This is a genomic window from Bacillus cytotoxicus NVH 391-98 (genome assembly GCF_000017425.1).
Taxonomy (GTDB): Bacteria; Bacillota; Bacilli; order Bacillales; family Bacillaceae_G; genus Bacillus_A; species Bacillus_A cytotoxicus.
Window position 1 is genome coordinate 1,819,876 of sequence record NC_009674.1, and the last position, 24,825, is coordinate 1,844,700.

Here is a 24,825-nt window from a genome sequence, read left to right on the forward strand (position 1 = left end):
AGGTGATCCCATACATGCCAATGTTAGATGTAGACGGTAGTAGTCTTTATTATGTAGTGAAAGGAAAAGGGACTCCTATTCTTTTTATTCATCCGCCGATATTGACGCATTCAAATTTTGAGTATCAAATAGAGGAGCTATCTAAACATTTTAAAGTAATCGCTTTTGATATTAGAGGACATGGGAAAAGTCTTCGTTCAAAGGAACCAATAACCTATTCATTAATTGCAAAAGATATGAAAGTTTTATTGGATCACTTAAAAATAAAAAATGCTTTTATATGTGGATATTCAACAGGGAGCTCTGTAGCACTTGAGTTCTTGTTAACTTATGCAGAAAGGTCCTTAGGAGGCATACTAATAGGCGGAATGTCAGAGGTACGTCAAGGATATTTAAAAAATAAAATCTCTCTTGGTGTAACATTAGCAAAGATAAAAGCCATTTCATTTTTAGCATTTGCTATTTCGTGGGGAAATTCTAATAAAGTGACATTGTTTAAAAAATTGTTTCGAGAATCTCGAAATGGTAATGCGAAAAATATTGAGGAATATTATCGTTATAGCTTGCATTACAATTGTACCCACCAGCTTCAGAATATTTATCTACCGGTGTTATTAGTTTACGGAGAAAAAGATAAAACATTTTATAGTCATGCGAATGTATTACATGAAAAGTTACCGTATAATGAACTGAGATTTATTCATCATACAAAGCATCAAATCCCGACAAAAGCAGCTACAGAGTTGAATCAAATGATTGGGAATTTTATTTATACCCACACAGAAGCTCTTGAAGAAAAGGTGCTTTCTTAAATTATAGTATGGAAAGTATGTCAGAGAAGAATGTATATTTGCGTTAAGGAGCTGCCCCGATTTATTCTTCACTTCTACTATAAAAAATAGTATCAGAGACCATAGCCGTGGTCTCTGATACTAATCTTAATATGTTTTTGTTATTCATTCGTATATATGGATATGCTTTTACAATTCATATATAAATGGAATAAAGAGAAAAAGGACAGGGGAGACTAGACTTATATGAAAAGGTGTATCAAAAAACTTCTGTAAGGAGTAACATAAATGAAGCATGAAGAAGTGTTTAAAATTGAAATTTCTGTAGGTAGTGAATTGGTAGCAAAGCACGAAATGAAGGCGTATGATGTTATAGATGTGATTGAAAAGCTAGCTCATACATATTTAGATAATGATAAAGAACGCTTTGATGAGAAGTAAGGAGCGTGCGTTTATCCCACATTTTTTTAGGGCATGAGGTGATAATCAGTGGGGGAGGAAGAAAATCCCCACTAATTAAAGCTTCACTTTATTGCCAAGATGGATAATGAGCCTAAGATTTCCAGATATATGGCTAGGTTTGTCATACATAATACTTGCGCATTTCTATATATCGTTGCCTTTTCTTTGTTTAAGGAGCTAGGGTCAATGAAAAATGATTTGATATACTTGAAAGCCAAAGTATATTCCGTATCCAATTAGCGATAAACCCGATAAAATTGTTAGTAAGGATAAAACACGTAAGTTCAGTATATTACGAAAAGAGCTGGATACAGCGGCCATAGTAATATCCCATAAAAAAATTCCTAAAATAATGCCTAGGCTATAAAGAAGCAGATGATCGTTGTCGTATGAAGAAGCGGTTTTTGCTAATATGGAGCCAAATATACCAATCCAAAATAAGATGCTGATTGGATTGGATAAAGACATGAAGAAACCAGAGAAAAAAGTTTTTATAATGGATTCTTTGCTTTTATGATTCGTAATTGTAATTTCATTGGCGGATTTTAAACTTTCTATTCCTGTATAGAATAAAACAAAAGTTCCGAAAGACCATAAAAATAGTTTTACGATATCGGTCTGAAGAAAGTGGACAACTCCAAAATAGATAAGCATCATATAAATAAGATCTGCGATTAAGGCGCCAATTCCTAGCACCCAAGAATGAAAAAATCCATATTTAATCCCTTTGTCCATTTGTGCGGCATTAATAGGCCCAATTGGAGCTGATAAGGATAAACCTAAAAAGATATAACTTAAAAAGATACTCATACAGACAAGCTCCTTCCATCTCGGATTGCTGAATTTTATGTATACTTATTGGTATTCGGTTATGTATGTTTGTACAACTAAATAATATGTCAAAAAAACCAGATTGTATCACAAACAAACGATACAATCTGGTTTTTCACTTCTTTCACATATAATTTTCCGACAGAAATTTTCTTCCTATATGATGAGATTCATTATGACTTATTGTTATTTAAATACTTCATGGCTCTCGAAAAGGGACATTTTGATGGAATTGTTTCATCATCACGTAAAAAATATTGCTGCCATTCATAGTTTTCTTTTTCACCATACCATTTAAGAGAAGGATGGATTGGAGCTGTATCATAAGAGTGTAAACGTTTTCGAATCGCTTGTTTCAGCTTTTCGCTTAGCTTTTTCGATTTCATTATTTCTTGTAATACCCACCTTGGGGTAATGGCAAGCATCATACATGGGAAATATCTACTTTGTCTTTTAACATGAGCGGGAGTAGCGCAGTAAACAAAATATGGTTCTTCATGAAAGCAAAATTCCCACGTGTTCTTCATAGGATCGCTTGGAACATGTTCAGGCCATTCTTTTTCATCTAATTTACTTGTTTGGTTAAGAAGAGACCAATACCAATTTTCATAGTCTGTCACTGTAGCTTTTGTAAGAATTTTTGTTGGGGTTTCAATAAAAACAATAAGAGAAGTATAATTACCTAAATCCTTAGATTGTTTTACGTATGCTTTTAGTAAATGAGCCAGCTCTTTACTAGTAGCCTCTTTTCTAGGATCACCAATAAATCCATATCGCAAATGATTAAATAAAAAGCCTTTCTGTGCAGGAATACAAGGAAAAGGCTGGTGTGTGTTTGTCATTTTAAGGACAAAAGAATGAAATACGTCTTGCTGCCACTTCGGGACATTAGCACGATTTTCTTGTAACATCTCTTTATCATAAAGTATCATCACGTTTTATCCCCCTATATGCAATACAATAATATATAGGGTATTAATGAAGGTGAAATAGGTGACTGACTATAGAAGTATTTGCACGATCACTATTGCTTTGGAGGATGTAACAGATACATGGAAATTTAGTGGTACAACGTTCCTTTTTTCTCATTTGTAACTAAAATGTTTATAGCGTAATGAGAAGGAGGGATTGTGATGGAGGATAAAGAAGAAATAACGTTTATCGATTGTAAGGGTAGCGAGATAAGTATAATGATTGACACTAAAAATAAAAACAGCATGATGCCGAGAAAATGGATCAATAGTTGGTAAATATGTTTAATAAATCATAACGTAGCATTTGTTATATAGAAAAGGAATCCAATTCGGATTCCTTTTCTAGTTAGTGTGTGAGTTAATAAATAGATAGTAAGACAATATAATATTACATTTTAATATTATAAAATTCAATAGGAGATTGTAAAGAGGAGCCATCTTATTTAAGAAAATTGTCATTCTGTATGGACGAGAAATAAGGTTCTTTACATCATTTTTTCCGGTGTTAACGGACAGCGAGATTGACTTAGAGAAAAGTAAGGAAGATAGGTAGAAGGAGGACTCCAGTAAAAGGAGCTATGTTATGATTTATGCTTTTGAACAATCTTATTCATTTCTGAATTGAACTACCTTATGAGGAGGGAGTCTTACTGCCCGTTAATGCGGGGCAAATTTTGCTGGCAAATACAATCGCAAATGTAAACCTGAAGAAGAATCCGCTTGTTGCAAAAGGCTAGTATCACTCATATGAAATCAGTGTATGATTGGAAGCGAATAAGGAGAATGATTAGTTAATCTGCTGTGGACTTTAGAAAATATGGAATGAAGAAAACTTCTATTAGATTGAATATAGAAAGTCCTAGCTATTGTCAAGCTAGGACTTCTAGAGGATAAAACTGCAAAAATAATGCGGTTTGGACATTAAAATTTTAACATATTAACATTAAAAATCAATATATAGATTTTATGATTTTGCGAACAAAAATAGCGGCTATTTTTTCTTATAGATGTGTATCTAGCATATGTATCAATGTATTTTTATAAATGAAAAGCAGCTAGTTGATCGCTAGCTGCTTGGCCCCAGGGAAAGGGAGAAAAAAGATTAGGTACTCACAAAATCGACTATAGCTGTTTTACAGCTTATTTATATAATGCTCAAAATTTTAATTATTATACAGCTTTTTGAAAATATGTATTTGAATATATCTTCAAGCAGTTCGATGTAAGGCTGTATATTTATAAGAATAAGAAAGAGAGAACCAGTATCCCACCTATAATGAATCCTATACATAACGTAGTGTATTTTAGAAAAATCTTCATCGTATATACATCCTTTTTCTATATAGTATGGGTTAGTTATGATATTTTTATGAGTGAAAAGTACGTATTGTAGATTCAAAATGCTTCAAAAAATAGTCAAAGTGTAGAAGTGACACAACAAATGAGATGTCTGGAAGAAAGCGAAAAAAAGATTAAACTTTATTGTTATACAATGAAAAAATGCATATGAAGAATTGCATATAAAAATAGATTGTAGTTTAATAGGTTGTTCATTATAATTTTTACATCAATATATTTATATACAATAAATAAAAGAAGGTAGAGGATACAATGAGAACGGTTTTAAAAGGAATATTTCTTTCTACAGTTGCACTTACAATTTGTACAGGAGTAGAGGGAGTAGGATTTGGAAAGATTGAAAATACAGTGTATGCGAGTGAAAAGTATTATGCAGATCAACAAGTAAAAGTGAATGAAAAGCGACTGATTATAAAGTTGAAAAATGATAATCAATTCCCTTATGAAGATGGAATTGAGAAACGAATTATAAGTGAAAAAAAGGATATAGCATTAGGTGAATTTTTTGATGAATTTCCAACATTTACATTACAGCGTTTATTCACATCTTTGAATCCAAATGAGATTCGAAATATCGATAAGAATGCAACAGGGCATGATGATCAATCATCTGCTAGATTATTAAACTATTATATGTTACAAGTACCTAATGATATAGAAGAAAAAAGTGTATTAAAGAAGCTAAAAAAATCTCCTCTTATAGAGGATGCGTATGTACAAGAAAAAGAACAGTTAGCACCACCTGAAATGCTTAATCATCTTTTCCTTCATCCATATGACGATCCTAGATTTGGAAAACAGGGATATCTCGCAGCAGCACCGTATGGAATTAATGCGACTTATGCATGGAGTATTAAAGGTGGAGACGGAAAAGGAACAACCTTTGTAGATATGGAATATGGCTGGTTATTAAATCATGAGGACTTAGTACAACAAAAGATTGAACTGATGTCTGGTCAAAATATAAATCAGCATGTAGGTCATGGAACCTCTGTATTAGGAATTGTTTCCGCAGTAGATAATGAGATTGGTAATATAGGTATTGCACCAAAAGCAAAAGTGAAAGTAATCTCTCAAATACGCAATAATGGTGATTATAATACAGCTGATGCGATCGTGAGCGCTGTGAATGATTTACAACCTGGCGATGTTTTATTACTAGAGGCACAGTCTTCTTATGATGGATATGGAAATAAATATTTACCTGTAGAAGTGCAACCAGATGTATTTGATGCGATTCGTGCTGGAACAAATAAAGGAATTGTCATCATCGAGGCAGGGGCCAATGGCGGGAATGATCTTGATCAATTTCGGAACAGAGATGGTAAACAAGTTTTAAATCGTAATAGTCCGGATTTTAAAGATTCAGGTGCTATTATGGTAGGAGCAAGTTCATCAACATTTCCACATAAACGTCTATGGTTTTCTAATTATGGAAGCAGAATTGATACATACGGATGGGGAGAACATGTAGATACAACGCATGCGGAACCAAGTAGAGAGGCAACTAACTTGTATACATCTTCCTTTAGCGGAACATCGAGCGCTTCGCCGATTATTGCAGGGGCAGCTACATCATTATAAGGCATCGCCAAAGAACATTTAGGACAACCGTATACACCGGAAGAGTTAAGAGACATTTTAAGTAATCCTAGTACTGGAACACAGTCTCAAAATCCAGTTACAGATAAAATAGGAGTTTTACCTGACTTGAAAGCAATCTTATCTAAGCTAGGGTTTCATCCAGAAAAATTAGAATCAGAGGGCGCTACGCATCAACAAATGGTACAGAGCGTAGAACAGGAACCAAATAATCAACTAACAGAAGCAAATGTTTTGGAGATGAATAAGCCGATAAAGGGAATTTTGAACGATCATGATCAAGTTGATGTATATACTTTTAACATGAGTTCACCGCAAAATATAGAACTTTCTGCATCTAATGAACAAAACATTGGAATGACATGGGTTCTTTATCATAAATCTGATTTGCAAAATTATGTAGCATATGGTCAAAATGATGGCAACGTTATTAAAGGGACATATAGAGCAAAACCAGGGAAATATTATTTGTATGTCTATAAATATGAAAATAGAAATGGCGCGTATACATTACATTTAAAATAAATTCTATACGGTTTTAAACAAGTAACCCCATGAATGATTCATGGGGTTTTTTATGTATGTGACACAGAGCGAGATATGTGAGGTAGCTCTTTGTATACATTGTAAAGTTAAGTTGTTCCAAATTGACTTTGATCTGCTACATCAGAATCAAACGTATTGCTTGCACGAACATCATTAACAGTATTAACGACAACCGCCACATTAGAAGAACCTGAACCACTATCAGCTTTTGTATTTTCTTTTGGCGAGACATTATAAAAATCACCTGAATTGAAGGAGCCATTACTATTTTGAACAACTAAATCTGCTATGACTGAAGGCATTTTTTTACCTGCTTTATAAATAGTAATTAATTGTATAGTATGATTTGTTCTTTAGAAATGTTCGTAAGTATATTCAGGCGATAGGAATGTTAAAGGATTTAATTTAATGGGAAAAAGTCACAATTCTTGATTGAACATGCAGTTTGAGATATCCTGTCTATACTATGAATAAGATGAAATTAATAAATGAGTGGATATATGCGGGACACAATCGTAAAGGAGCTGATGATATGAATGATGTTATTATAAAAGTAGATTTAACAAATCCTAAATCAAGTCGTCTTATTGCGTTTATTCATGCGTATAAAGTTACATTGCTAGAAGAAGCATTTTGCCCAAATAAGATCGAATTATTTTCTAATGAAGTTGCAATTTTATCCGCCATCAAAACAGCTCATATTACGAAAGTTTTTATAAGGGAAGGATTAGAAGCATTTTTCTATGACACAGGTGTATTGCTCGTGAAGCAAAATCATAAGAGAAATACTAATGAATCCATTACATTACATTTTGATCAAATTCGGAAGATACAAAATGAAATGGAAAAACTGAGAAGCATGTAAAATGAAGATTTTATGTTATATATTAAAAAAGATTTCTTTTGAGAAATGTAGCGGCAAATATACATACAAGCTTTATTGGGAACAAAAATTTTAAAATGGACAGTTAGATACGGTATAAATGAATGTGAAAACTGAGAAAGATTATAAGAGAAAAGGAATAGTAGGTGTAGAGTAACAAGGCGTTACTCTTTTTTTATTTTTAATGTGTACGAGTAAGTGAAATAAAATGATAGAAAGTATACAAAATCTTCATGTTTAGAGGGATGAAGAAATTCCTACTGATTCATACCTATTTCAAGTCGTTTTACTTATATACATGTTGTAAGGTAGTACAAAACTTAGGTATTGGAACAATCCATCTATAAAATTTTGAATAGAATATTAAGAAAGGAGAAGAAGGATGGAAAAACATATAGTTGATCTTTCTAAATGGAATGGTGATATTAACTGGGATGTAGCCGCTCCTCAAATTGCTCTTGCCATATGTCGGGTACAATACGGGTCAAGAACAGCAGATGAGCAGTATAAAAATTATGTCGCAAATTTAGAGAAGCGTGGTGTACCTCATGGTGCTTATGCGTATGGCTGTTTTGTTTCTGTCCAAGATGCCATTGTAGAAGCAAAGGACTTTATGGCTCGAACAAGTCCAAATGCGAAGTTCCTCGTATTAGATGTAGAAGACGATACACTTAAAAGTTGTGGCCCAGATCAGTTGGCTGCTGCTTCACAAGCCTTTATTCAGACGTGTAAAGCAGCGGGGTGGAAAGTTGGGTTCTATGTAAGTCACCATATGTATAATAAGTATGGACTAAGTGGAGTGAAGGCAGACTTCCTTTGGTTGCCGCGTTACGGCGGAAATAAGCCTGCATATGAGTGTGATATATGGCAATACACAGAGACAGGAGATGTCCCTGGAATTGGGAAATGTGATTTGAATTATTTAATAGGAAATAAAAATTTATCATGGTTTGTAGGAGGAGGAGTTTCATTGGCGGATGATGGAAGAAGAAGAATTAAAACAGGCGGGTTAGGTATAGGGGCTATTAAAGAAGTTTCTGACATTTTAGTAGAACGAAATATAAAAGCGTCCATTATTTTTGAAGGAAAGAATGGTAATCCGTACGTATTAACGGAGAAAATGAGCAATCCAGAAATGGACAAATTCACTGCTTGGTTAGATGAAAGAGGATGGTATTATGAATACCTTTCTTAAGTAAGAAACAGAGCGTTATAAGACGTAACGCTCCTTTTTTATGCACAATCATATTAAATTCTCGTGTGAAGATAAGATTGTTTGTGAACGCTTTCTGGAGCGTCAAAAAATTCATAGATGATGGATTATAACCTGCAGCGACTCAGTTTTTGGGGAATTACTGGATATAAAGTCGCGTTTGTTCAGCTCCCTTCTTTAAATATATTTAAATATCAGATAGAGAAAAAATGCTATTTTGTAGCATTCTAATACATAGATGATATATATTAAGTATGAATATTAGTTGTTCTACTTGCTTTTTCATAAGTTCACACGAAGTTCATATTGTTGTGCTATTTTTATGTCACCTTTGCTTTGCGAGTATGTTTTTATTTGGAGATGTTGGATTAATGTAAAAAATGTATATGATTTTATGCGGGGGGCTTACTGGAATCACTTGAAATGTAATCTCTTATATTTTATGTTCAAAAAATGAACAATTGTAACAGAGGGATTGAAAAATTCCAAAAGCATTTTGCTATTGGTATAAGCTATCATAGGAGTTTGTTATACTTTTAGATTGCTTTTTGATAAAATTATTATTTTGAAGAGGATAGTATGTTTATCCCGCTATTTTAGGGCAGTAAGACTCCCACCTCAAGATTCAGAGAGAAGCAAGGAGATTAACTGCCCGTAACAGCCCGATTGGTGAGGGCTCATAATCAGTGGGGAATGAAGCACCCACTGATTAAAGTTTCACTTTATCAATGCAAGCAATGTTTGAATTTTGTTTTCAAGTAAATCAATGAGAGAATTGAAAGGCAGGAGAAAGAAACATGTCAGAAAATTATCGTTCTCGAGAAGAGCGAAGACAAATTCAAAAGAACAAGCAACCAGCTGTGAAAAAAAGAAAGGGAACAGAAAAAGGAAAAGAAAAAGCGTCGTTTTTTCGCAAATTTTTAATTGGTTGTTTAATATTTGGAATTGTAGCGCTTGTAGGAGGAGTCACTACCTTTTTCATTATGATAAAGGATGCCCCTAAATTAGAAAAATCAAAGCTCGTTAATCCGTTATCAGCAAAAATTTATGATAAAGATAAAAAGTTGATATATGAATACGGAAAAGAAAAACGAACAAATGTAACGTACGATCAAATACCAAAGTTAGTTGAAAATGCATTTTTGGCTACGGAAGATGCACGGTTTTATGAACATAGTGGGGTTGACTTTAAAGGGATAGCACGTGCTGTTTTAGTCAGCTTAAAGGGAGATTATGGTTCGCAAGGTGGAAGTACGATTACGCAACAAGTAATTAAGAATTATTTTTTATCTATGGATAAAACACCGAAGCGGAAAGCGCAAGAGATATATTTAGCATATAAGTTAGAACAGCAATATTCCAAACATGAAATTTTAGAGATGTATTTAAACAAAATTAACCTAGGAAATCGTTCATACGGCATCGCAACAGCAGCAGAAAATTATTATGGTAAGGAATTGAAAGAATTAACATTACCAGAAGTGGCAATGCTTGCAGGGTTACCAAAAGCACCGAACAATTATGACCCAACAAAACCACAAAATGTGGAGAGGGCAACAGAGAGAAGAAATGTTGTGCTTCGTCTTATGAATCGACATGGTTACATTTCTAAAGAGCAAATGGAAGAAGCAGCAAAAGTGCCAGTAACAAAAGGACTACGTCCAGCTAAACAAATTGCAGAAATGCCGTATCCTGCATTTATAGATGCAGTAGTAAAAGAAGTAGAACAAGAATTGCCAGATGCAAATATTGGCTCAGATGGTTTATCTATTTATACAACGTTAGATCCGAAGGCACAAGATTTTGCAGACAAATTGTTAAATGAAAATATTATTGCTTATCCAAATGATCAATTCCAAAGTGCGTTCACGTTTATGGATACAAAAACAGGAGAAATTCGTGCTATAGGCAGTGGTCGCGGTGAAAATAAAGCTACATTTAAAGGGAAGAATATGGCTATTGAATTAGATCGCTCTGTAGGTTCAACTATGAAACCTATTTTTGATTACGGTCCAGCAATAGAATATTTAAAATGGCCAACATATCATCAAGTAGATGACTCGCCATATAAGTATTCAACAGGCCAACAAGTGCAAAATGCGGATCGATCTTATAAAGGTTTGATGACAATGCGTGATGCATTGAAACTATCTCGAAACATACCAGCGATTAAAACAGCGAAGGAAGTTGGTTTACGAAAAGCACAAGGGTTTGCAGAAAGTTTAGGAATTCCATTTAATAAAGCGGCAGTAGAATCAACGGCGATTGGTAGTAACGAAGCCTCACCAACAGAATTAGCTGGAGCATACGCCGCATTCGGTAATGGTGGGAAATATATAAAACCACACTTTGTAAAAGAAGTTGTTTATCCAGACGGAAAATCGAAAAGTTTTGAACCAAAAGCAAAAACGGTTATGGAAGATTATACTGCATATATGATTACCGATATGTTACGTTCAGTTGTTCAATCAGGTACAGGTACAGCAGCAAATGTAAGTTCTTTAGATGTTGCAGGTAAGACGGGAACAACAAATTATTCAGCTGAAGACGTAGCAAAATATCATTTACCATCAAGTGCTGCACGTGACAGTTGGTTTGCTGGTTATACCCCAGAATATACAATGGCAGTATGGACTGGCTATATGCAAAATAGCAAAGAAAATTATATTAGCAGTAAGAATACAAAGATTGCTCAGCTTATTTTTAAAGAAATGATGAGTGAATTTGGCTCCAGTAAGGCGAAATTTAAAAAGCCGAGCAGCGTTATTCAAGAGGGCAGTGAATTGCGAGTAAAAGGTGCAAAATCTGATTCTTCTCCAAATCCGAGCAAGTCAAGCTCAAATGATCAAAAGCAAAACGATGATCAAGAGAAACAGCAAGAGCAGCAGAAACTAGAGGAAGAGAAAAAGCAACAAGAGCAACAGAAGTTAGAAGAAGAGAAAAAACAGCAAGAACAACAAAATGAAGAGAATAAGAAAAATGAACAAAAACAAGAAGATGACGCTAATAAGCAAAACGGAAATAATCAAGGAAATCAAACGCCACCAAACAGTGGAAGCGGAAATAATCAAGGAAATCAAACGCCGCCAAATAGCGGAAACGGAAATAATCAAGGAAATCAAACGCCGCCAAATAGCGGAAATGGAAACAATCAAGGAAATCAAACGCCGCCAAATAGCGGAAACGGAAATAATCAAGGAAATCAAACGCCGCCAAATAGCGGAAATGGAAATAGTCAAGAGAATACACCATCAAGTAGTGGTGGAAGTCAAGGAGAAACGACAACTAGCTCAAATGGTGGGCAGTGAGTGTAAACTTTCTTAAAGATTGCAGCATGTCATAATGAATAAAAAACCCCTATAATTGCGATATAAATTTAAAGTGGCCCAATAAAGTGAGACAAGGACCAAATACCTCCACTGTCGTATGTAGATATAACGACCAGTTGGAGGTGTTTTATTCCTGTCTCACATCAGTGATCCAGTTCAATTCGCATGATAGGGGTTTTTTATGTTGAATTTTAATTTTTAAACATAATGATTAGAAAATAGAGTATAGCCTTATCTAAATCATCATATATTGAATGTTCCATAAAAATTTTGGAAATATATAGAGGGGAAATGATAGAAAATTTGAAACGGATAATGATAACCTGAACTACTAGTTGAATGATTGTTATGCTGCCAAAAAGAAGGAGTTGCTCCCCAAGGAGATTGATAATGCTGCCATGTGGTAGGAAGGGCTACGCCAACATCAGAAGTGCCGGCATGTATTGATGCGACATGTGTAGAAGGGGACATGGGAGCTGCTACTGTAATTCTTGCGGGAAAGGTGTACATAAGTGATCACTCCTAAATTGTAGGATATAACAGTATATTCTTATATGAATAAGAAAGGTGCATGAAGAGTAAAAACTATTAAAGTCATGATGACGAATGAGAGAAAATAATAACTTTATTAAAAATAAAAAAAATTTATATAAAAATTGTATTTGAACCTTAATAACATAGACACATTTTAAAACGAGTTACATATTTGTATCACTCGTTTTTTTTGTGCTTATTTCAAGTTAATGTGTTATGTCTGATTTTGTTAAAAAATTATATATTTAGCTTCAACATAAAATAGCATCATTTCATATTTTGTTGTAAAAAGCGTAAATATTATTTTTAAAAAACAATAGTGTTACATCAGAAAAGGTGCAGGAAACTTATCGTTATAAAATAAATTGAAATCTTCTAAAAACTCTGATACATTGGAATGGAAATATAGTTCTCTATCGTTGTAAAGGCTTACAATTATGTGCACGAGGATCTATTAGGATTGGAGGAAATAGTAATGAGAGCTGAAGAAAAATTTTCCCCGGGATTAGACGGTGTAGTTGCAGCCGAGACAAAAATATCGTTTCTTGACACAGTAAAAGGTGAAATCGTAATTCAAGGATACGACTTAATTGAACTATCAAAGACAAAAGAATATTTAGATATTGTGCACCTTTTATTGGAAGAACATTTACCAAGTGCAGATGAAAAACAGGTGCTTGAAAAGAATTTAAAAGAAGAATATGAAATCCCAGATGGTGTATTTCATGTATTAAAAGCATTACCAAAAGAAACGCATCCAATGGATGGATTACGTACAGGGGTATCAGCATTAGCTGGTTATGATCATGATATTGAAAATCGTTCATTGGAAGTAAATAAAAGCCGCGGGTACAAATTATTAAGCAAAGTACCAAATATTGTGGCAAATAGTTATCATATTTTAAATGATAAAGAGCCTATCCAGCCATTGAAAGAATTGTCATATAGTGCGAATTTCTTTTATATGTTAACAGGTAAGAAGCCGACGGAACTTGAAGAAAAGATATTTGACCGCTCTTTAGTTTTATATAGTGAGCACGAAATGCCGAATTCTACATTCACAGCTCGTGTCATCGCATCAACGCAGTCGGATTTATATGGAGCTTTAACGGGTGCTGTGGCATCTTTAAAAGGAAGCTTACATGGCGGTGCGAATGAAGCTGTTATGTACATGTTGTTAGAGGCAGGTACTGTTGAGAAGTTTGAAGAATTACTCCAAAAGAAATTGTATAACAAAGAAAAAATTATGGGATTTGGACATCGCGTCTATATGAAAAAGATGGACCCAAGAGCGCTTATGATGAAAGAGGCTTTAAAACAATTATGTGATGTAAAAGGGGATTATACATTATACGAAATGTGTGAAGCTGGAGAGACAATTATGGAGAAGGAAAAAGGAATTTATCCAAACCTGGATTATTATGCAGCTCCAGTGTATTGGATGCTCGGTATTCCGATTCAACTCTATACGCCGATTTTTTTCAGTTCAAGAACGGTGGGATTATGTGCACACGTAATTGAACAGCATGCAAATAATCGATTGTTCCGTCCGCGTGTAAATTATATTGGCGAGCGACATGTGCTTAGCAAATAAAAAACAACTGGGGAGTTGTTAAGGTCGCCCGCCAGATGGGTGTTTGACCGACACCCATCCTTAATAATAACGAAATTTCGACAGAAAGGGAAGGATAGCATGATTAAAACAAATGAAATTAAACAAAAAGATGCAATTTTAGAAGAGATTACGGACTATGTATTAAATAAAGAGGTAACAAGTGTAGAAGCATTCAGCACCGCACGTTATGTGCTACTTGATACACTTGGATGCGGTATCTTAGCATTACAATATCCAGAGTGTACGAAATTACTTGGACCGGTTGTACCAGGAACGATTGTACCAAATGGTACACGTGTACCAGGGACATCTTATGTATTAGATCCAGTAAAAGGTGCATTTAATATTGGATGCATGATTCGGTGGTTAGATTATAACGATACATGGCTTGCGGCAGAATGGGGACATCCATCAGATAATTTAGGAGGCATTTTAGCTGTTGCAGATTATATGAGTCGCGTTCGCATTTCGGAAGGAAAAGAACCTTTAAAAGTAAAAGATATACTGGAAATGATGATTAAAGCTCATGAGATTCAAGGTGTCCTTGCATTAGAAAATAGCTTAAATCGCGTCGGTCTAGATCATGTCTTATATGTAAAAGTGGCAACAACGGCCGTTGTTACGAAAATGCTTGGTGGTACACGCGAGGAAATCTTTAACGCACTTTCTCACGCATGGATTGATAATTCTAGCCTTCGTACATATCGTCACGCTCCAAATACAGGTTCTCGTAAGTCTTGGGCAGCTGGGGATGCAACGAGTCGCGGTGTTCACCTTGCTCTTACTGCATTAAAAGGAGAGATGGGATATCCAACAGCATTATCTGCACCAGGATGGGGATTCCAAGATGTACTATTTAATAAACAAGAGTTAAAACTAGCAAGATCGTTAGATTCTTATGTCATGGAAAATGTATTATTTAAAGTATCCTATCCAGCAGAATTCCATGCGCAAACTGCAGCTGAATGTGCAGTGAAATTACATCCAGAAGTGAAGGGTCGATTAGATGAAATTGATCGTATTACGATTACGACACATGAGTCAGCAATTCGCATTATTGATAAAGAAGGACCATTAAATAACCCAGCTGATCGCGATCATTGCTTGCAATATATTACTGCAATTGGCTTATTAAAAGGGGATATCGTTGCGGATGATTATGAGGATGAAGCAGCTTCTAATCCTCGTGTAGATGAATTACGAAATAAGATGGTTGTTGTAGAAAATAAACAATATAGTTTGGATTACCTTGATCCGAACAAGCGCTCAATCGCCAATGCTGTACAAGTTCATTTTAAAGATGGTACAGCGACAGAAAATGTTGAATGTGAATATCCACTAGGACACCGTTTCCGTCGTGATGAAGCGATTCCAAAGATTATACAGAAGTTTTCTGCCAATATCGCTGGTCATTACTCTAATAAGCAACAAGAAAAAATACATGAAGTATGTTTGAATGAAGAAAAATTAGAAAATATGAATGTAAATGAATTTGTAGATCTTTTCTTAATATAGGGGGAATAAGGATGGCTTGGGTTGTGAACAAACAATCAACACAAGAAGAGCTTGCGAATCGATTCCGGGCTTTAGTAGAAGCGCCTGAAATTTTACAAATTCCTGGTGCACATGACGCAATGGCTGCTCTCGTAGCAAAAGAAACTGGTTTTTCTGCACTTTATTTATCGGGAGCTGCTTATACAGCAAGCAAAGGATTGCCAGACTTGGGGATCGTGACATCTACGGAAGTAGCTGAAAGAGCAAGAGATCTTGTTAGAGCGACAGATTTACCTCTTCTTGTTGATATTGATACAGGATTTGGCGGTGTGCTCAATGTAGCGCGTACGGCTGTAGAGATGGTAGAAGCAAATGTTGCTGCTGTTCAAATTGAAGATCAACAACTGCCGAAAAAATGTGGACATTTAAATGGGAAAAAACTTGTTACAACTGAAGAGTTGATACAAAAAATTAAGGTAATTAAAGAAGTAGCACCATCACTTGTTATCGTAGCACGTACGGATGCTCGAGCTGTAGAAGGATTGGATGCAGCAATTGAAAGAGCGATTGCTTATGTCGAAGCAGGAGCAGATGCTATTTTTCCAGAAGCACTTCAATCGGAAGAAGAATTTCGGTTATTTAACAGTAAAGTGAACGTTCCGTTACTTGCAAATATGACTGAATTTGGGAAAACGCCGTATTATAGTGCAGAAGAATTTGCTAATATGGGATTCCAAATGGTCATTTATCCCGTTACATCACTTCGCGTCGCAGCAAAAGCATATGAGCGTATATTTACACTTATTAAAGAAACGGGCTCGCAAAAAGAAGGACTATCAAATATGCAGACAAGAAGTGAACTATATGAAACAATTTCATATCATGATTTTGAAGAATTAGATAACGGAATTGCGAAGACCGTTTTATCTGAAGATCAATAACAAAAAAGAAAAGGCGATGATAATACATCTTTGGCAAACACAACTGCTTGATGTGGAAGCTCATCGCCTTTTATTGTTGAAGAACATTTACAGAAACTATATCAAATTGTTTAGACCGTTTTACATTTTCTATTCATTGTTATCATGTTGCACAGCGTTTTTAACTTGGCATACTTTTTGCCTGTAAATAAAATGAAGATTGAAATGATAGGAGGATATAGATGGAGAAAACAAAGCTGCAATGGGATGATTTTTTTTCGTTGAATAAGGAAGTTCATACATTCTTTTTTACGCCGGAAGACTTTTCAGGTGACGAAGAATTAATCGCAAAAACGACAGAACAATTTGTAAAACAAGAAATTGCACCGCAAATTGAAAACATTGAACAACACAATTATGAAATTTCGCGCAGTTTATTTAAAAAAGCTGGTGAGCTGGGACTACTTAGTATAGAAGTTCCTGAAGAATATGGTGGATTTGAACTAGGGAAAGTAGTTTCGGGACTTGTAGCAGAGAAAATGGGATATGCAGGTGCATTTAGCGTTTCTTTTAATATTCATGCAGGAGTAGGAACACTGCCGTATATATATTATGGGACAGTTGAACAAAAGGAAAAATATTTGTCCAAAATTGCATCAGGTGAATGGATTGGTGCATACGCTTTAACAGAACCAAACGCTGGGTCAGATGCTTTAAGCGCAAAAACAAGTGCCGTTTTAAATGAAGATGGAACCGAATGGACATTAAATGGTGAAAAGCAATGGATTACAAATGCACATATGGCTGATGTATACGTTGTTTTTGCGAAAACAAATGAAGGAATGACAGCATTTATTGTCGAAAGAACATGTGAAGGGGTTTCACTTGGAGTAGAGGAAAAAAAGATGGGTATTAAAGGTTCTTCAACAGCAACGCTCATTTTAGAAGATGTAGTGATTCCAGCAAAAAATGTATTGGGTGAAGTTGGAAAGGGACATCATGTAGCTCTTAATATTTTGAATTTTGCGAGATTGAAACTTGCTTTTGGAAACATCGGAACAGCCAAACAAGCAATCGGCTTATCTGTACAATATGGAAAAGAACGTAAACAGTTCCAAACTGAACTCGTTGACTTCACAATGATTCAAGAAAAAATCGCAAATATGACGATTGCTACATATGGTGCGGAAAGTGCAGCTTACCGAACAGCAGGTATAATTGATAAAGCAGTTGATGAGAATGATGACAACATCATGCGAAAAATGTCTCAATTTGCAATAGAGTGTGCACTCAATAAAGTAAATGCTTCAGAAACGCTTGGCTATATCGTCGATGAAGCTGTACAAATTCACGGTGGTTACGGTTATATGCAAGAATATGAAGTGGAACGCTTATACCGTGATGCTAGAATTAGTCGCATATTTGAAGGGACGAATGAAATTAATCGATTAACAGTTGCGAAAATGTTAATGAAACAGTTAAACGAAATGGATCATGAAGTACAAGGAGAACGGTTTGAAAACTTAGAAAGAAATCATCGCTATATTTTATTGTCCAAACAATTGTTGAAACAATCTTTGAAAACGTTATCTCAAACTCCTGACATAAAACTGGAACAAGAACAAGAATATTCACGTGTAATCGCAGATATGTTGAAAGATGTTTACGTAATGGAATCAGCATTTTTACGTACGAAAAAAGCAGTAAGTAAAAATAGAGAAGAAAAAGAGCGTGTAAAACAGCTCATAACAGATGTACTTTGTGAAGAAGGATACCGCAAAGTAGAATCAGCTGCAACTATACTTCTTTCTGCAGCAATAACAGAAGAAGAAACAAGGAATTCCATTCTAGACGAAATTCGTCAACAGTCTGTGCCTCTATATACGAATTTATTTCTGAAAAAGAGAGAGATTGCAAAAGCAATTATAAATCGAGGGAAATATGTGGTGTAAGGGCACAGTGTAAGAGAGAGTTTATAGTGAAAGTGGATGAAATGGGAGGAAGATTGTTATGAAAAAGATTGGTTTCATCGGTTTAGGGAATATGGGGCTTCCGATGTCTAAAAATTTAGTGAAATCTGACTATATGGTTTATGGTGTCGATTTAAATAAAGATGCCGAGGCTTCCTTTGAAAAAGAAGGCGGAATGATCGGTTTATCCATTGCAAAACTAGCAGAAACGTGCGATTTGGTTTTTACAAGTTTACCATCTTCACGAGCTGTTGAAGCTGTTTATTTTGGAAAAGAAGGCTTAATTGAGAATAGTCATCCAAATATCATACTCATTGATACAAGTACAGTAGCACCGCAACTAAATAAGAAAATAGCAGAATTTGCAAATGAGAACAAAGTAGACTTTTTAGCTGCACCAGTTAGCGGAGGGGTAATTGGCGCGGAGAATCGTACATTAACCTTTATGGTTGGTGGTTCAAAAGAAGTCTATGAAAAAGCGTTGCCTGTAATGAAAGTATTAGGAGCGAATATTTTCCATGTGGGTGAACAAATTGATAGCGGTACAACAGTAAAACTAATTAATAATTTACTAATTGGTTTTTATACGGCAGGGGTTAGTGAAGCTCTGATACTAGCTAAGAAGAATCATGTGGATTTAGATAAAATGTTTGATATTTTAAATGTAAGTTATGGTCAAAGTAGAATTTATGAACGAAATTATAAAAGCTTTATTGCTCCAGAAAATTATGAGCCAGGATTTACTGTCAATCTATTAAAGAAAGATTTAGGATTTGCAGTCGATTTAGCGAAAGAAAGTGAGATTCACTTACCGATAAGTGAAATGCTTCTCGACTTATATGATGAAACCAGTAAAGCTGGTTATGGCGAGAAAGATATGGCTGCTTTATACAAAAAGATCAGTGAACAATTCATTTCAAGCCATAAATAATAAACGAATGATCGTCAATAAAAAATAAAAAGGAGCGAATAAAATGATTACAACAGAAATTAAACGAGTGAAGAATCATATTAACGGTGAATGGGTAGAATCTACAGGTACAGAAGTAGAGGCTGTTCCAAATCCTGCAACAGGAAAAATTATTGCATATGTTCCTCTTTCTCCAAAAGAAGATGTAGAGCGCGCGGTAGAGGCTGCGAAAAATGCGTATGAGACATGGTCAAAAGTACCCGTTCCAAACCGTTCAAGAATGCTATATAAATATCTACAACTTTTGCAAGAAAATAAAGATGAGCTTTCGAAAATTATTACATTAGAAAATGGAAAAACATTGAAAGATGCAAGTGGTGAAGTACAAAGAGGAATTGAAGCAGTAGAACTGGCAACATCAGCTCCAAATTTAATGATGGGACAAGCGCTTCCGAATATTGCAGGTGGTATTGACGGCTCAATTTGGCGCTATCCTCTTGGAGTTGTTGCTGGTATTACTCCATTTAACTTCCCAATGATGATTCCATTATGGATGTTTCCGCTAGCAATTGCTTGTGGGAATACATTCGTATTAAAAACATCTGAGAGAACACCGCTTTTAGCAGAAAGACTTGTAGAATTATTTTATGAAGCTGGTTTTCCGAAGGGTGTATTAAATTTAGTGCAAGGTGGAAAAGAAGTTGTAAATAGTATTCTTGAGAATAAGGAGATTCAAGCTGTTTCCTTTGTCGGATCTGAGCCAGTGGCTCGTTATGTATATGAAACAGGAACAAAATATGGAAAGCGAGTACAAGCGCTTGCAGGTGCAAAAAATCATGCAATTGTTATGCCGGATTGCAACCTTGAAAAGACAGTGCAAGGTGTCATTGGATCAGCGTTTGGAAGTAGTGGAGAGCGGTGCATGGCATGCTCTGTTGTAGCTGTTTTAGATGAAATTGCGGATGAATTTATCGATGCTCTTGTATCCGAAACGCGTAAATTAAAAGTAGGAGACGGCTTCCATGAAGAGAATTATGTAGGGCCATTAATTCGCGAATCTCATAAAGAACGTGTTATCGGTTATATTAATAGCGGTGTAGCAGATGGAGCAAGCTTATTAGTAGATGGCCGTCAAATAAAAGAAGATGTTGAGGGTGGATATTTTGTTGGGGCGACCATTTTTGATGGAGTAAATCAAAATATGAAAATTTGGCAAGATGAAATCTTTGCTCCAGTATTAAGTATTGTTAGAGTAAGAGATTTAGAGGAAGGGATTCAACTAACAAATCAATCTAAATTTGCTAATGGCGCAGTCATTTATACTTCAAGTGGTAAACACGCACAAACATTCCGTGATCATATCGATGCTGGAATGATTGGTGTAAATGTTAACGTTCCAGCACCAATGGCATTCTTTGCCTTTGCAGGAAATAAGGCATCTTTCTATGGCGATCTTGGAACGAATGGAAAAGATGGTGTTCAATTTTATACACGTAAAAAAGTTGTCACAGAGCGCTGGTTTTAATGTGAGAACGGGTAAGTATGTAATATATGGTATGTGAAAAATACAGTATTAACGTTTATTACTATTTCAGTTCTTACAATTATATGTCTTGTTGGGATCGATTATATGATTAGAAAAGCAATTAGTAAACCAATCGCATTATTACAAAGAGACATGGGGCAAGTTGCTACAGGTAATTTAACAATACGTACTTCTTATACGTCAAAGGATGAACAGTTTAAGGAATCTGCCAAAGAAATTAATCATTTGATACAATCGCTCCAACAAGATACGCAACATACAGTTCTCGTTATGAAAAGAGGTACAGAGAAAGCTGTAGAAGGAAAAGAATCTGCTCTTACAGCAGAACGAGCTATGGAGGATATCAATAGAATTACAAGTCAAATTCAAGCAGTGTCTGTTGCAGCAGAGGAAATATCAGCTGCAACAGAAGAAGTAAATGTGTATCCATCTGAAGTTTCTGAAAATTAAACGCAAGTATTTGAAGGAACAGGACAAACGAGACAGTTAATTCAAAAACAAGTAATATCAATCCGAAAATTTCCGCTAATTCTGGTGATATGAAAAAGAAAGTGGAGGATTTAGAAAAAATAGTTGAACAATTTATTATTAAGGATGAAAAATAAGCTATAATATAACAAACTATAACTTTAAAGGTTTACTTGATATGGAAATCCTATTTCCATATCAAGTATTATCAAAAGGGTGAGTTTTATTTGCAACTCACCCTTTTTTTAGTTGCTTTTTTCAAAAGCTAGTTTGATACCAAATCCAATTAGTACAATGCCAGTAAGTCCTTGAACATATTTTTGAGTAGTAGGTTTTTTCATGAAAGTACTGATTTTGTCAATTAAGAAGATATAGAAGCTAAACCAGATTACTGTTAAAACTAGATAAGTAAGCGCCATAATGAAAAGTTGAACAAGTGTATTATAATTCGGATTTAAAAATTGTGGTAAAAAGGTTAAAAAGAAAACAGCGACTTTCGGATTTAAAAGGTTAGTAAGAAAACCTTGACGAAAGCAAGAACTGTTTTTATTTGCATGGTGTATAGAGTGTTCATTTACATCTATATTGTTTTTGTCTTTTAAAGATAAAAGTGCTTTTATACCTAAATAGACGAGGTAAAGGGCACCGCCATATTTAAAAATGGAAAATAAGAAAGCAGATTTTACGATAATTGCAGAAAGTCCAATTACAGCAGCGAGCGTATGAATGAAAAGAGCGATACATGTGCCGAAAACTGTTTTAACGCCTCCTATTTTTCCTGAAGTAAGCGTATTTTTTGTCGCCATTGCGGTGTCAGGTCCAGGTAAAATAATAAGACAAATGGACATAATAATAAACAGAAAATAGTTCTCCATGATCATCTACCTTTCTTTTTTGTATTGTATGAAATTTAGGTTAACAATAGTTTAACATAAAGTGAAACTTTAATCAGTGAAGAGTTTCTTCATCCTCCACTGATTATGAAGCCTCACCAATCGGGCTGTCCTAAAATAGCGAGATAAATGAATAAGAAAAACTGAATTGTCTGAAATAAAGAATAAGAAGCTAGATGCCGGCAGCAAATCTGCCGTTTATCTAGCTTCTTCATCATACATGTAGAAGGTGAAAGAAACGGTTTACATCTTCATCTGAAACATCACTCAATTTTTTATATTTATACTGCGGATTTTGGTCTTTATCGATAACAACGGAACGAACACCTTCAAAGAAATCATCGTGGCGCATGAAATTTTTAGCTAGTATAAGGTCAGTTGCAAAGCATTCTTCTATCGATTTATTTCTTCCTTCACTCAGTTGCTTTAATGTTACTTTTAATGAGAATGGAGACTTTGATAATAATGTTTCTTTTGTTTGTAAAGCAAATGTTCCACCATCTTTTTCTAATGAGTCGATAATTTCTTCAATTGAATGGAAGGAAAAGTGGGTATTGATATTTTCTAATATAGAAGCAAGCGTACTTTCTGCATTAGGTGTACTTGCGAAGGTAAGAATAATTTTCTTTAATGTAGTATGTACATCTTGTATATTCCAATTTATATTTTCGATTTCTGTTAAGAAAGCAGATAAAGATTCGGTTGTCATATAATAATCAGCAGCATTTATATACAATACATCAGCAGCTTTTAAGACGGCAGCTGTTAAAGCAACGTAACGACCAGTGTGTCCCGGTGCTTGATTTAAGAAATAAGCAGCCCCAACATCAGGGAAAAATCCAATATTCATCTCAGGCATTGCCCATTTTGTATGTTCGGTAACAATTCGATATGTTGCTCCATTTGTTAGACCAACGCCACCACCCATGACAATTCCATCTAAACAAGCGATAATTGGTTTAGGATAACGATATATGTAAGTATCTATGTCGTATTCCTCTTCAAAGAATTTTTCGGCATGTTGTAATGCAGCCTCATTTGAACGAGCTTCATATAACGTTTTAATATCACCACCCGCACAAAAACCTTTTGATCCAGCACCTTTTAAGACAATCAATGCAATTTGATTATTTGTTTCCCATTCTTTTAGCTTTTGCCCAATTGATTTTAACATATCATACGATAAGGAGTTAAGTGCTTTGGGACGGTTTAACGTAATGGTTGCGACACCATGATCACCAATGGAAAATAAAACATTTTCAGTCATTTTAAATCCTCCTCTACAAATATTCTCATTTTCTTATTTCTCGATAAAAGCTAAAATATCCTTTATAATTTATTGTACATTGCAAGGAATGTGCCAATTTTGAAAACGCGAAATGAAAGAAAATAAAGTGAAACTTTAATCAATGGGGGTTTTCTTCATCCCACACCGATTATGAGCCCTCACCAAGCGGGTGCTACGGGCAGATCTATCTTCCTTGCTTCTGTCTGAATCTTGAGGTGGGAGTCTTACTGCCCTAAAATAGCGGGATAAAGTGTCTCATTGTTTAAACAAAATGTTAGGTTTTTTATGTCTTGCATATTTTGACGAGTAACATTTGCAGGATTTCAATGTAGGAAGCGGAATATTACAACAGCAATCATGATAGTTTGTAGTGTGAAAAAAAAATATGTTATGATGTTGAATGATTTTTATGTAAGAAAATGTAATATATAAGTCGCATGGTGTCATAAGTGCTGAATTATCAAACTTTTAACAAATCATTAGTTTGTATATAATAAGGGATAGAGAAAGGGGAGATCGGAATGCCAGGACCTTTACTATTATCGGTTATTATTTTGTCTTCTCTCATGATAGGAATTACGCGTTATTTTCATCATACAGATACGACAGAAGAAGTGAAGGAAAAAGTTCGTCTTGTATTTCCGATTTTTATCATTGCTATTTCACTTTGTTTTATATTAAATAAAGACGGATATACTATTGCTTTATTTTCATTTTTTATAGTGAGTGTTTTAATTCCTGTATTGTACTATATAATGAAAGATTATTTACAAAAATAAAAATACTATCTCAAGTATTTTTATTTTTGTAAATGATTATAATTTCACATACCGTATTGAAAGATATAAAAATAAAAGAGGAAATAAGAAGATGTATGCCCTTGTCAATCTAGAATCCCCACTATACTATTAAAGTATAGTGAATAGAGAAAAAAGGGGTTGTATCTATATGAAGTTTGAAATGCATACAAAAATTATTTCAAATGAAAAAGAAATAAGATTACATATAGAAGAAAACATATTTCAATTAACGTTAGAGGGCTATCACTTATTTGCTGTGAATGAGATATTACCTTTATATAAATCAGAGCAAGAAAGAATTGGTAGCGCAATGATTCAAAAGTTAGAATGGAAAGACGAGAAAACAATTGTTAGCTATCAACTTGTTTCATTGCAATCAGTAAATTAAAAGAGAGAA

At 34.7% G+C, this 24,825-nt stretch carries 20 protein-coding genes and 1 pseudogene; 15 read left to right on the forward strand and 6 right to left on the reverse strand.

Going from position 1 to position 24,825, the window contains the following annotated elements:
* Positions 1–14 precede the first annotated feature (14 nt).
* On the forward strand, positions 15–812 hold the full coding sequence (locus tag BCER98_RS08895; RefSeq protein ID WP_012094205.1) for an alpha/beta fold hydrolase: 798 nt from the start codon (positions 15–17) through the stop codon (positions 810–812).
* 267 nt (positions 813–1,079) lie between these two features.
* Positions 1,080–1,232, forward strand: coding sequence for a hypothetical protein (locus BCER98_RS22465; RefSeq protein WP_012094207.1), 153 nt, complete (start codon positions 1,080–1,082; stop codon positions 1,230–1,232).
* Between the two features lie 204 nt (positions 1,233–1,436).
* On the opposite strand, the gene BCER98_RS08900 is transcribed toward BCER98_RS22465, so the two are convergent.
* Both BCER98_RS08900 and BCER98_RS08905 read right to left on the reverse strand, forming a co-directional pair.
* Positions 1,437–2,063 (reverse strand): LysE family transporter, encoded by a 627-nt coding sequence (locus BCER98_RS08900; protein ID WP_012094208.1) that lies wholly within the window; start codon positions 2,061–2,063, stop codon positions 1,437–1,439.
* A gap of 194 nt (positions 2,064–2,257) precedes the next feature.
* Complete coding sequence (locus tag BCER98_RS08905; protein ID WP_041809703.1) at positions 2,258–3,019, reverse strand: YqcI/YcgG family protein; 762 nt, start codon at positions 3,017–3,019, stop codon at positions 2,258–2,260.
* A 1,650-nt stretch (positions 3,020–4,669) separates the two neighbouring features.
* Between BCER98_RS08905 and BCER98_RS08910 the strand changes: the two are divergent.
* Positions 4,670–6,544: pseudogene (locus BCER98_RS08910) on the forward strand (S8 family peptidase).
* Positions 6,545–6,651: 107 nt separating this feature from the next.
* Here BCER98_RS08910 and BCER98_RS08915 read toward each other — a convergent pair.
* The gene (locus BCER98_RS08915) at positions 6,652–6,867 is read right to left on the reverse strand and encodes a spore germination protein (protein ID WP_012094210.1); all 216 of its coding nucleotides are present in this window, start codon (positions 6,865–6,867) and stop codon (positions 6,652–6,654) included.
* A gap of 230 nt (positions 6,868–7,097) precedes the next feature.
* Here BCER98_RS08915 and BCER98_RS08920 point away from each other — a divergent pair, with 230 nt between their 5' ends.
* The 3 genes from BCER98_RS08920 to BCER98_RS08930 all read left to right on the forward strand — a co-directional run bounded on the left by BCER98_RS08920 (position 7,098) and on the right by BCER98_RS08930 (position 11,969).
* Positions 7,098–7,430 carry a hypothetical protein gene (locus BCER98_RS08920; RefSeq protein ID WP_041809706.1) on the forward strand — a complete coding sequence of 111 codons (333 nt, stop codon included), beginning with the start codon at positions 7,098–7,100 and terminating at the stop codon, positions 7,428–7,430.
* Positions 7,431–7,830: 400 nt separating this feature from the next.
* Positions 7,831–8,643: a GH25 family lysozyme gene (locus BCER98_RS08925; protein WP_012094212.1), complete on the forward strand. Its 813-nt coding sequence runs from the start codon at positions 7,831–7,833 to the stop codon at positions 8,641–8,643.
* Between the two features lie 815 nt (positions 8,644–9,458).
* Positions 9,459–11,969 carry a transglycosylase domain-containing protein gene (locus tag BCER98_RS08930; protein WP_012094213.1) on the forward strand — a complete coding sequence of 837 codons (2,511 nt, stop codon included), beginning with the start codon at positions 9,459–9,461 and terminating at the stop codon, positions 11,967–11,969.
* Positions 11,970–12,233: 264 nt separating this feature from the next.
* On the opposite strand, the gene BCER98_RS22970 is transcribed toward BCER98_RS08930, so the two are convergent.
* Positions 12,234–12,500, reverse strand: a complete 267-nt coding sequence (locus tag BCER98_RS22970; protein WP_012094214.1) for a hypothetical protein — start codon at positions 12,498–12,500, stop codon at positions 12,234–12,236.
* 499 nt (positions 12,501–12,999) lie between these two features.
* On the opposite strand from BCER98_RS22970, the gene mmgD reads away from it, so the two are divergent.
* The 7 genes from mmgD to BCER98_RS08970 all read left to right on the forward strand — a co-directional run bounded on the left by mmgD (position 13,000) and on the right by BCER98_RS08970 (position 21,429).
* Positions 13,000–14,118, forward strand: coding sequence for a citrate synthase (mmgD, locus tag BCER98_RS08940; RefSeq protein ID WP_012094215.1), 1,119 nt, complete (start codon positions 13,000–13,002; stop codon positions 14,116–14,118).
* Positions 14,119–14,217: 99 nt separating this feature from the next.
* On the forward strand, positions 14,218–15,654 hold the full coding sequence (gene prpD / locus BCER98_RS08945; protein ID WP_012094216.1) for a 2-methylcitrate dehydratase: 1,437 nt from the start codon (positions 14,218–14,220) through the stop codon (positions 15,652–15,654).
* A gap of 11 nt (positions 15,655–15,665) precedes the next feature.
* Positions 15,666–16,574 carry a methylisocitrate lyase gene (prpB, locus tag BCER98_RS08950; protein ID WP_012094217.1) on the forward strand — a complete coding sequence of 303 codons (909 nt, stop codon included), beginning with the start codon at positions 15,666–15,668 and terminating at the stop codon, positions 16,572–16,574.
* Positions 16,575–16,795: 221 nt separating this feature from the next.
* Positions 16,796–18,505, forward strand: a complete 1,710-nt coding sequence (locus tag BCER98_RS08955; protein WP_012094218.1) for an acyl-CoA dehydrogenase family protein — start codon at positions 16,796–16,798, stop codon at positions 18,503–18,505.
* A 52-nt stretch (positions 18,506–18,557) separates the two neighbouring features.
* Positions 18,558–19,454: an NAD(P)-dependent oxidoreductase gene (locus tag BCER98_RS08960; RefSeq protein ID WP_308806025.1), complete on the forward strand. Its 897-nt coding sequence runs from the start codon at positions 18,558–18,560 to the stop codon at positions 19,452–19,454.
* Positions 19,455–19,497: 43 nt separating this feature from the next.
* Complete coding sequence (locus BCER98_RS08965; protein ID WP_012094220.1) at positions 19,498–20,958, forward strand: CoA-acylating methylmalonate-semialdehyde dehydrogenase; 1,461 nt, start codon at positions 19,498–19,500, stop codon at positions 20,956–20,958.
* A 33-nt stretch (positions 20,959–20,991) separates the two neighbouring features.
* Complete coding sequence (locus BCER98_RS08970) at positions 20,992–21,429, forward strand: HAMP domain-containing methyl-accepting chemotaxis protein (protein WP_148206131.1); 438 nt, start codon at positions 20,992–20,994, stop codon at positions 21,427–21,429.
* 263 nt (positions 21,430–21,692) lie between these two features.
* Here the strand turns inward: BCER98_RS08970 and BCER98_RS08975 are convergent, their stop codons facing one another.
* Positions 21,693–22,325 (reverse strand): LysE family translocator, encoded by a 633-nt coding sequence (locus tag BCER98_RS08975; protein ID WP_041810349.1) that lies wholly within the window; start codon positions 22,323–22,325, stop codon positions 21,693–21,695.
* Positions 22,326–22,554: 229 nt separating this feature from the next.
* Positions 22,555–23,607, reverse strand: a complete 1,053-nt coding sequence (locus BCER98_RS08980; protein WP_012094223.1) for an enoyl-CoA hydratase/isomerase family protein — start codon at positions 23,605–23,607, stop codon at positions 22,555–22,557.
* Between the two features lie 542 nt (positions 23,608–24,149).
* Here BCER98_RS08980 and BCER98_RS08985 point away from each other — a divergent pair.
* Together BCER98_RS08985 and BCER98_RS08990 are read left to right on the forward strand one after the other, a co-directional pair.
* Complete coding sequence (locus tag BCER98_RS08985; RefSeq protein WP_012094224.1) at positions 24,150–24,407, forward strand: hypothetical protein; 258 nt, start codon at positions 24,150–24,152, stop codon at positions 24,405–24,407.
* Between the two features lie 169 nt (positions 24,408–24,576).
* Positions 24,577–24,816 carry a DUF2584 family protein gene (locus BCER98_RS08990; RefSeq protein WP_012094225.1) on the forward strand — a complete coding sequence of 80 codons (240 nt, stop codon included), beginning with the start codon at positions 24,577–24,579 and terminating at the stop codon, positions 24,814–24,816.
* Positions 24,817–24,825: the final 9 nt, after the last annotated feature.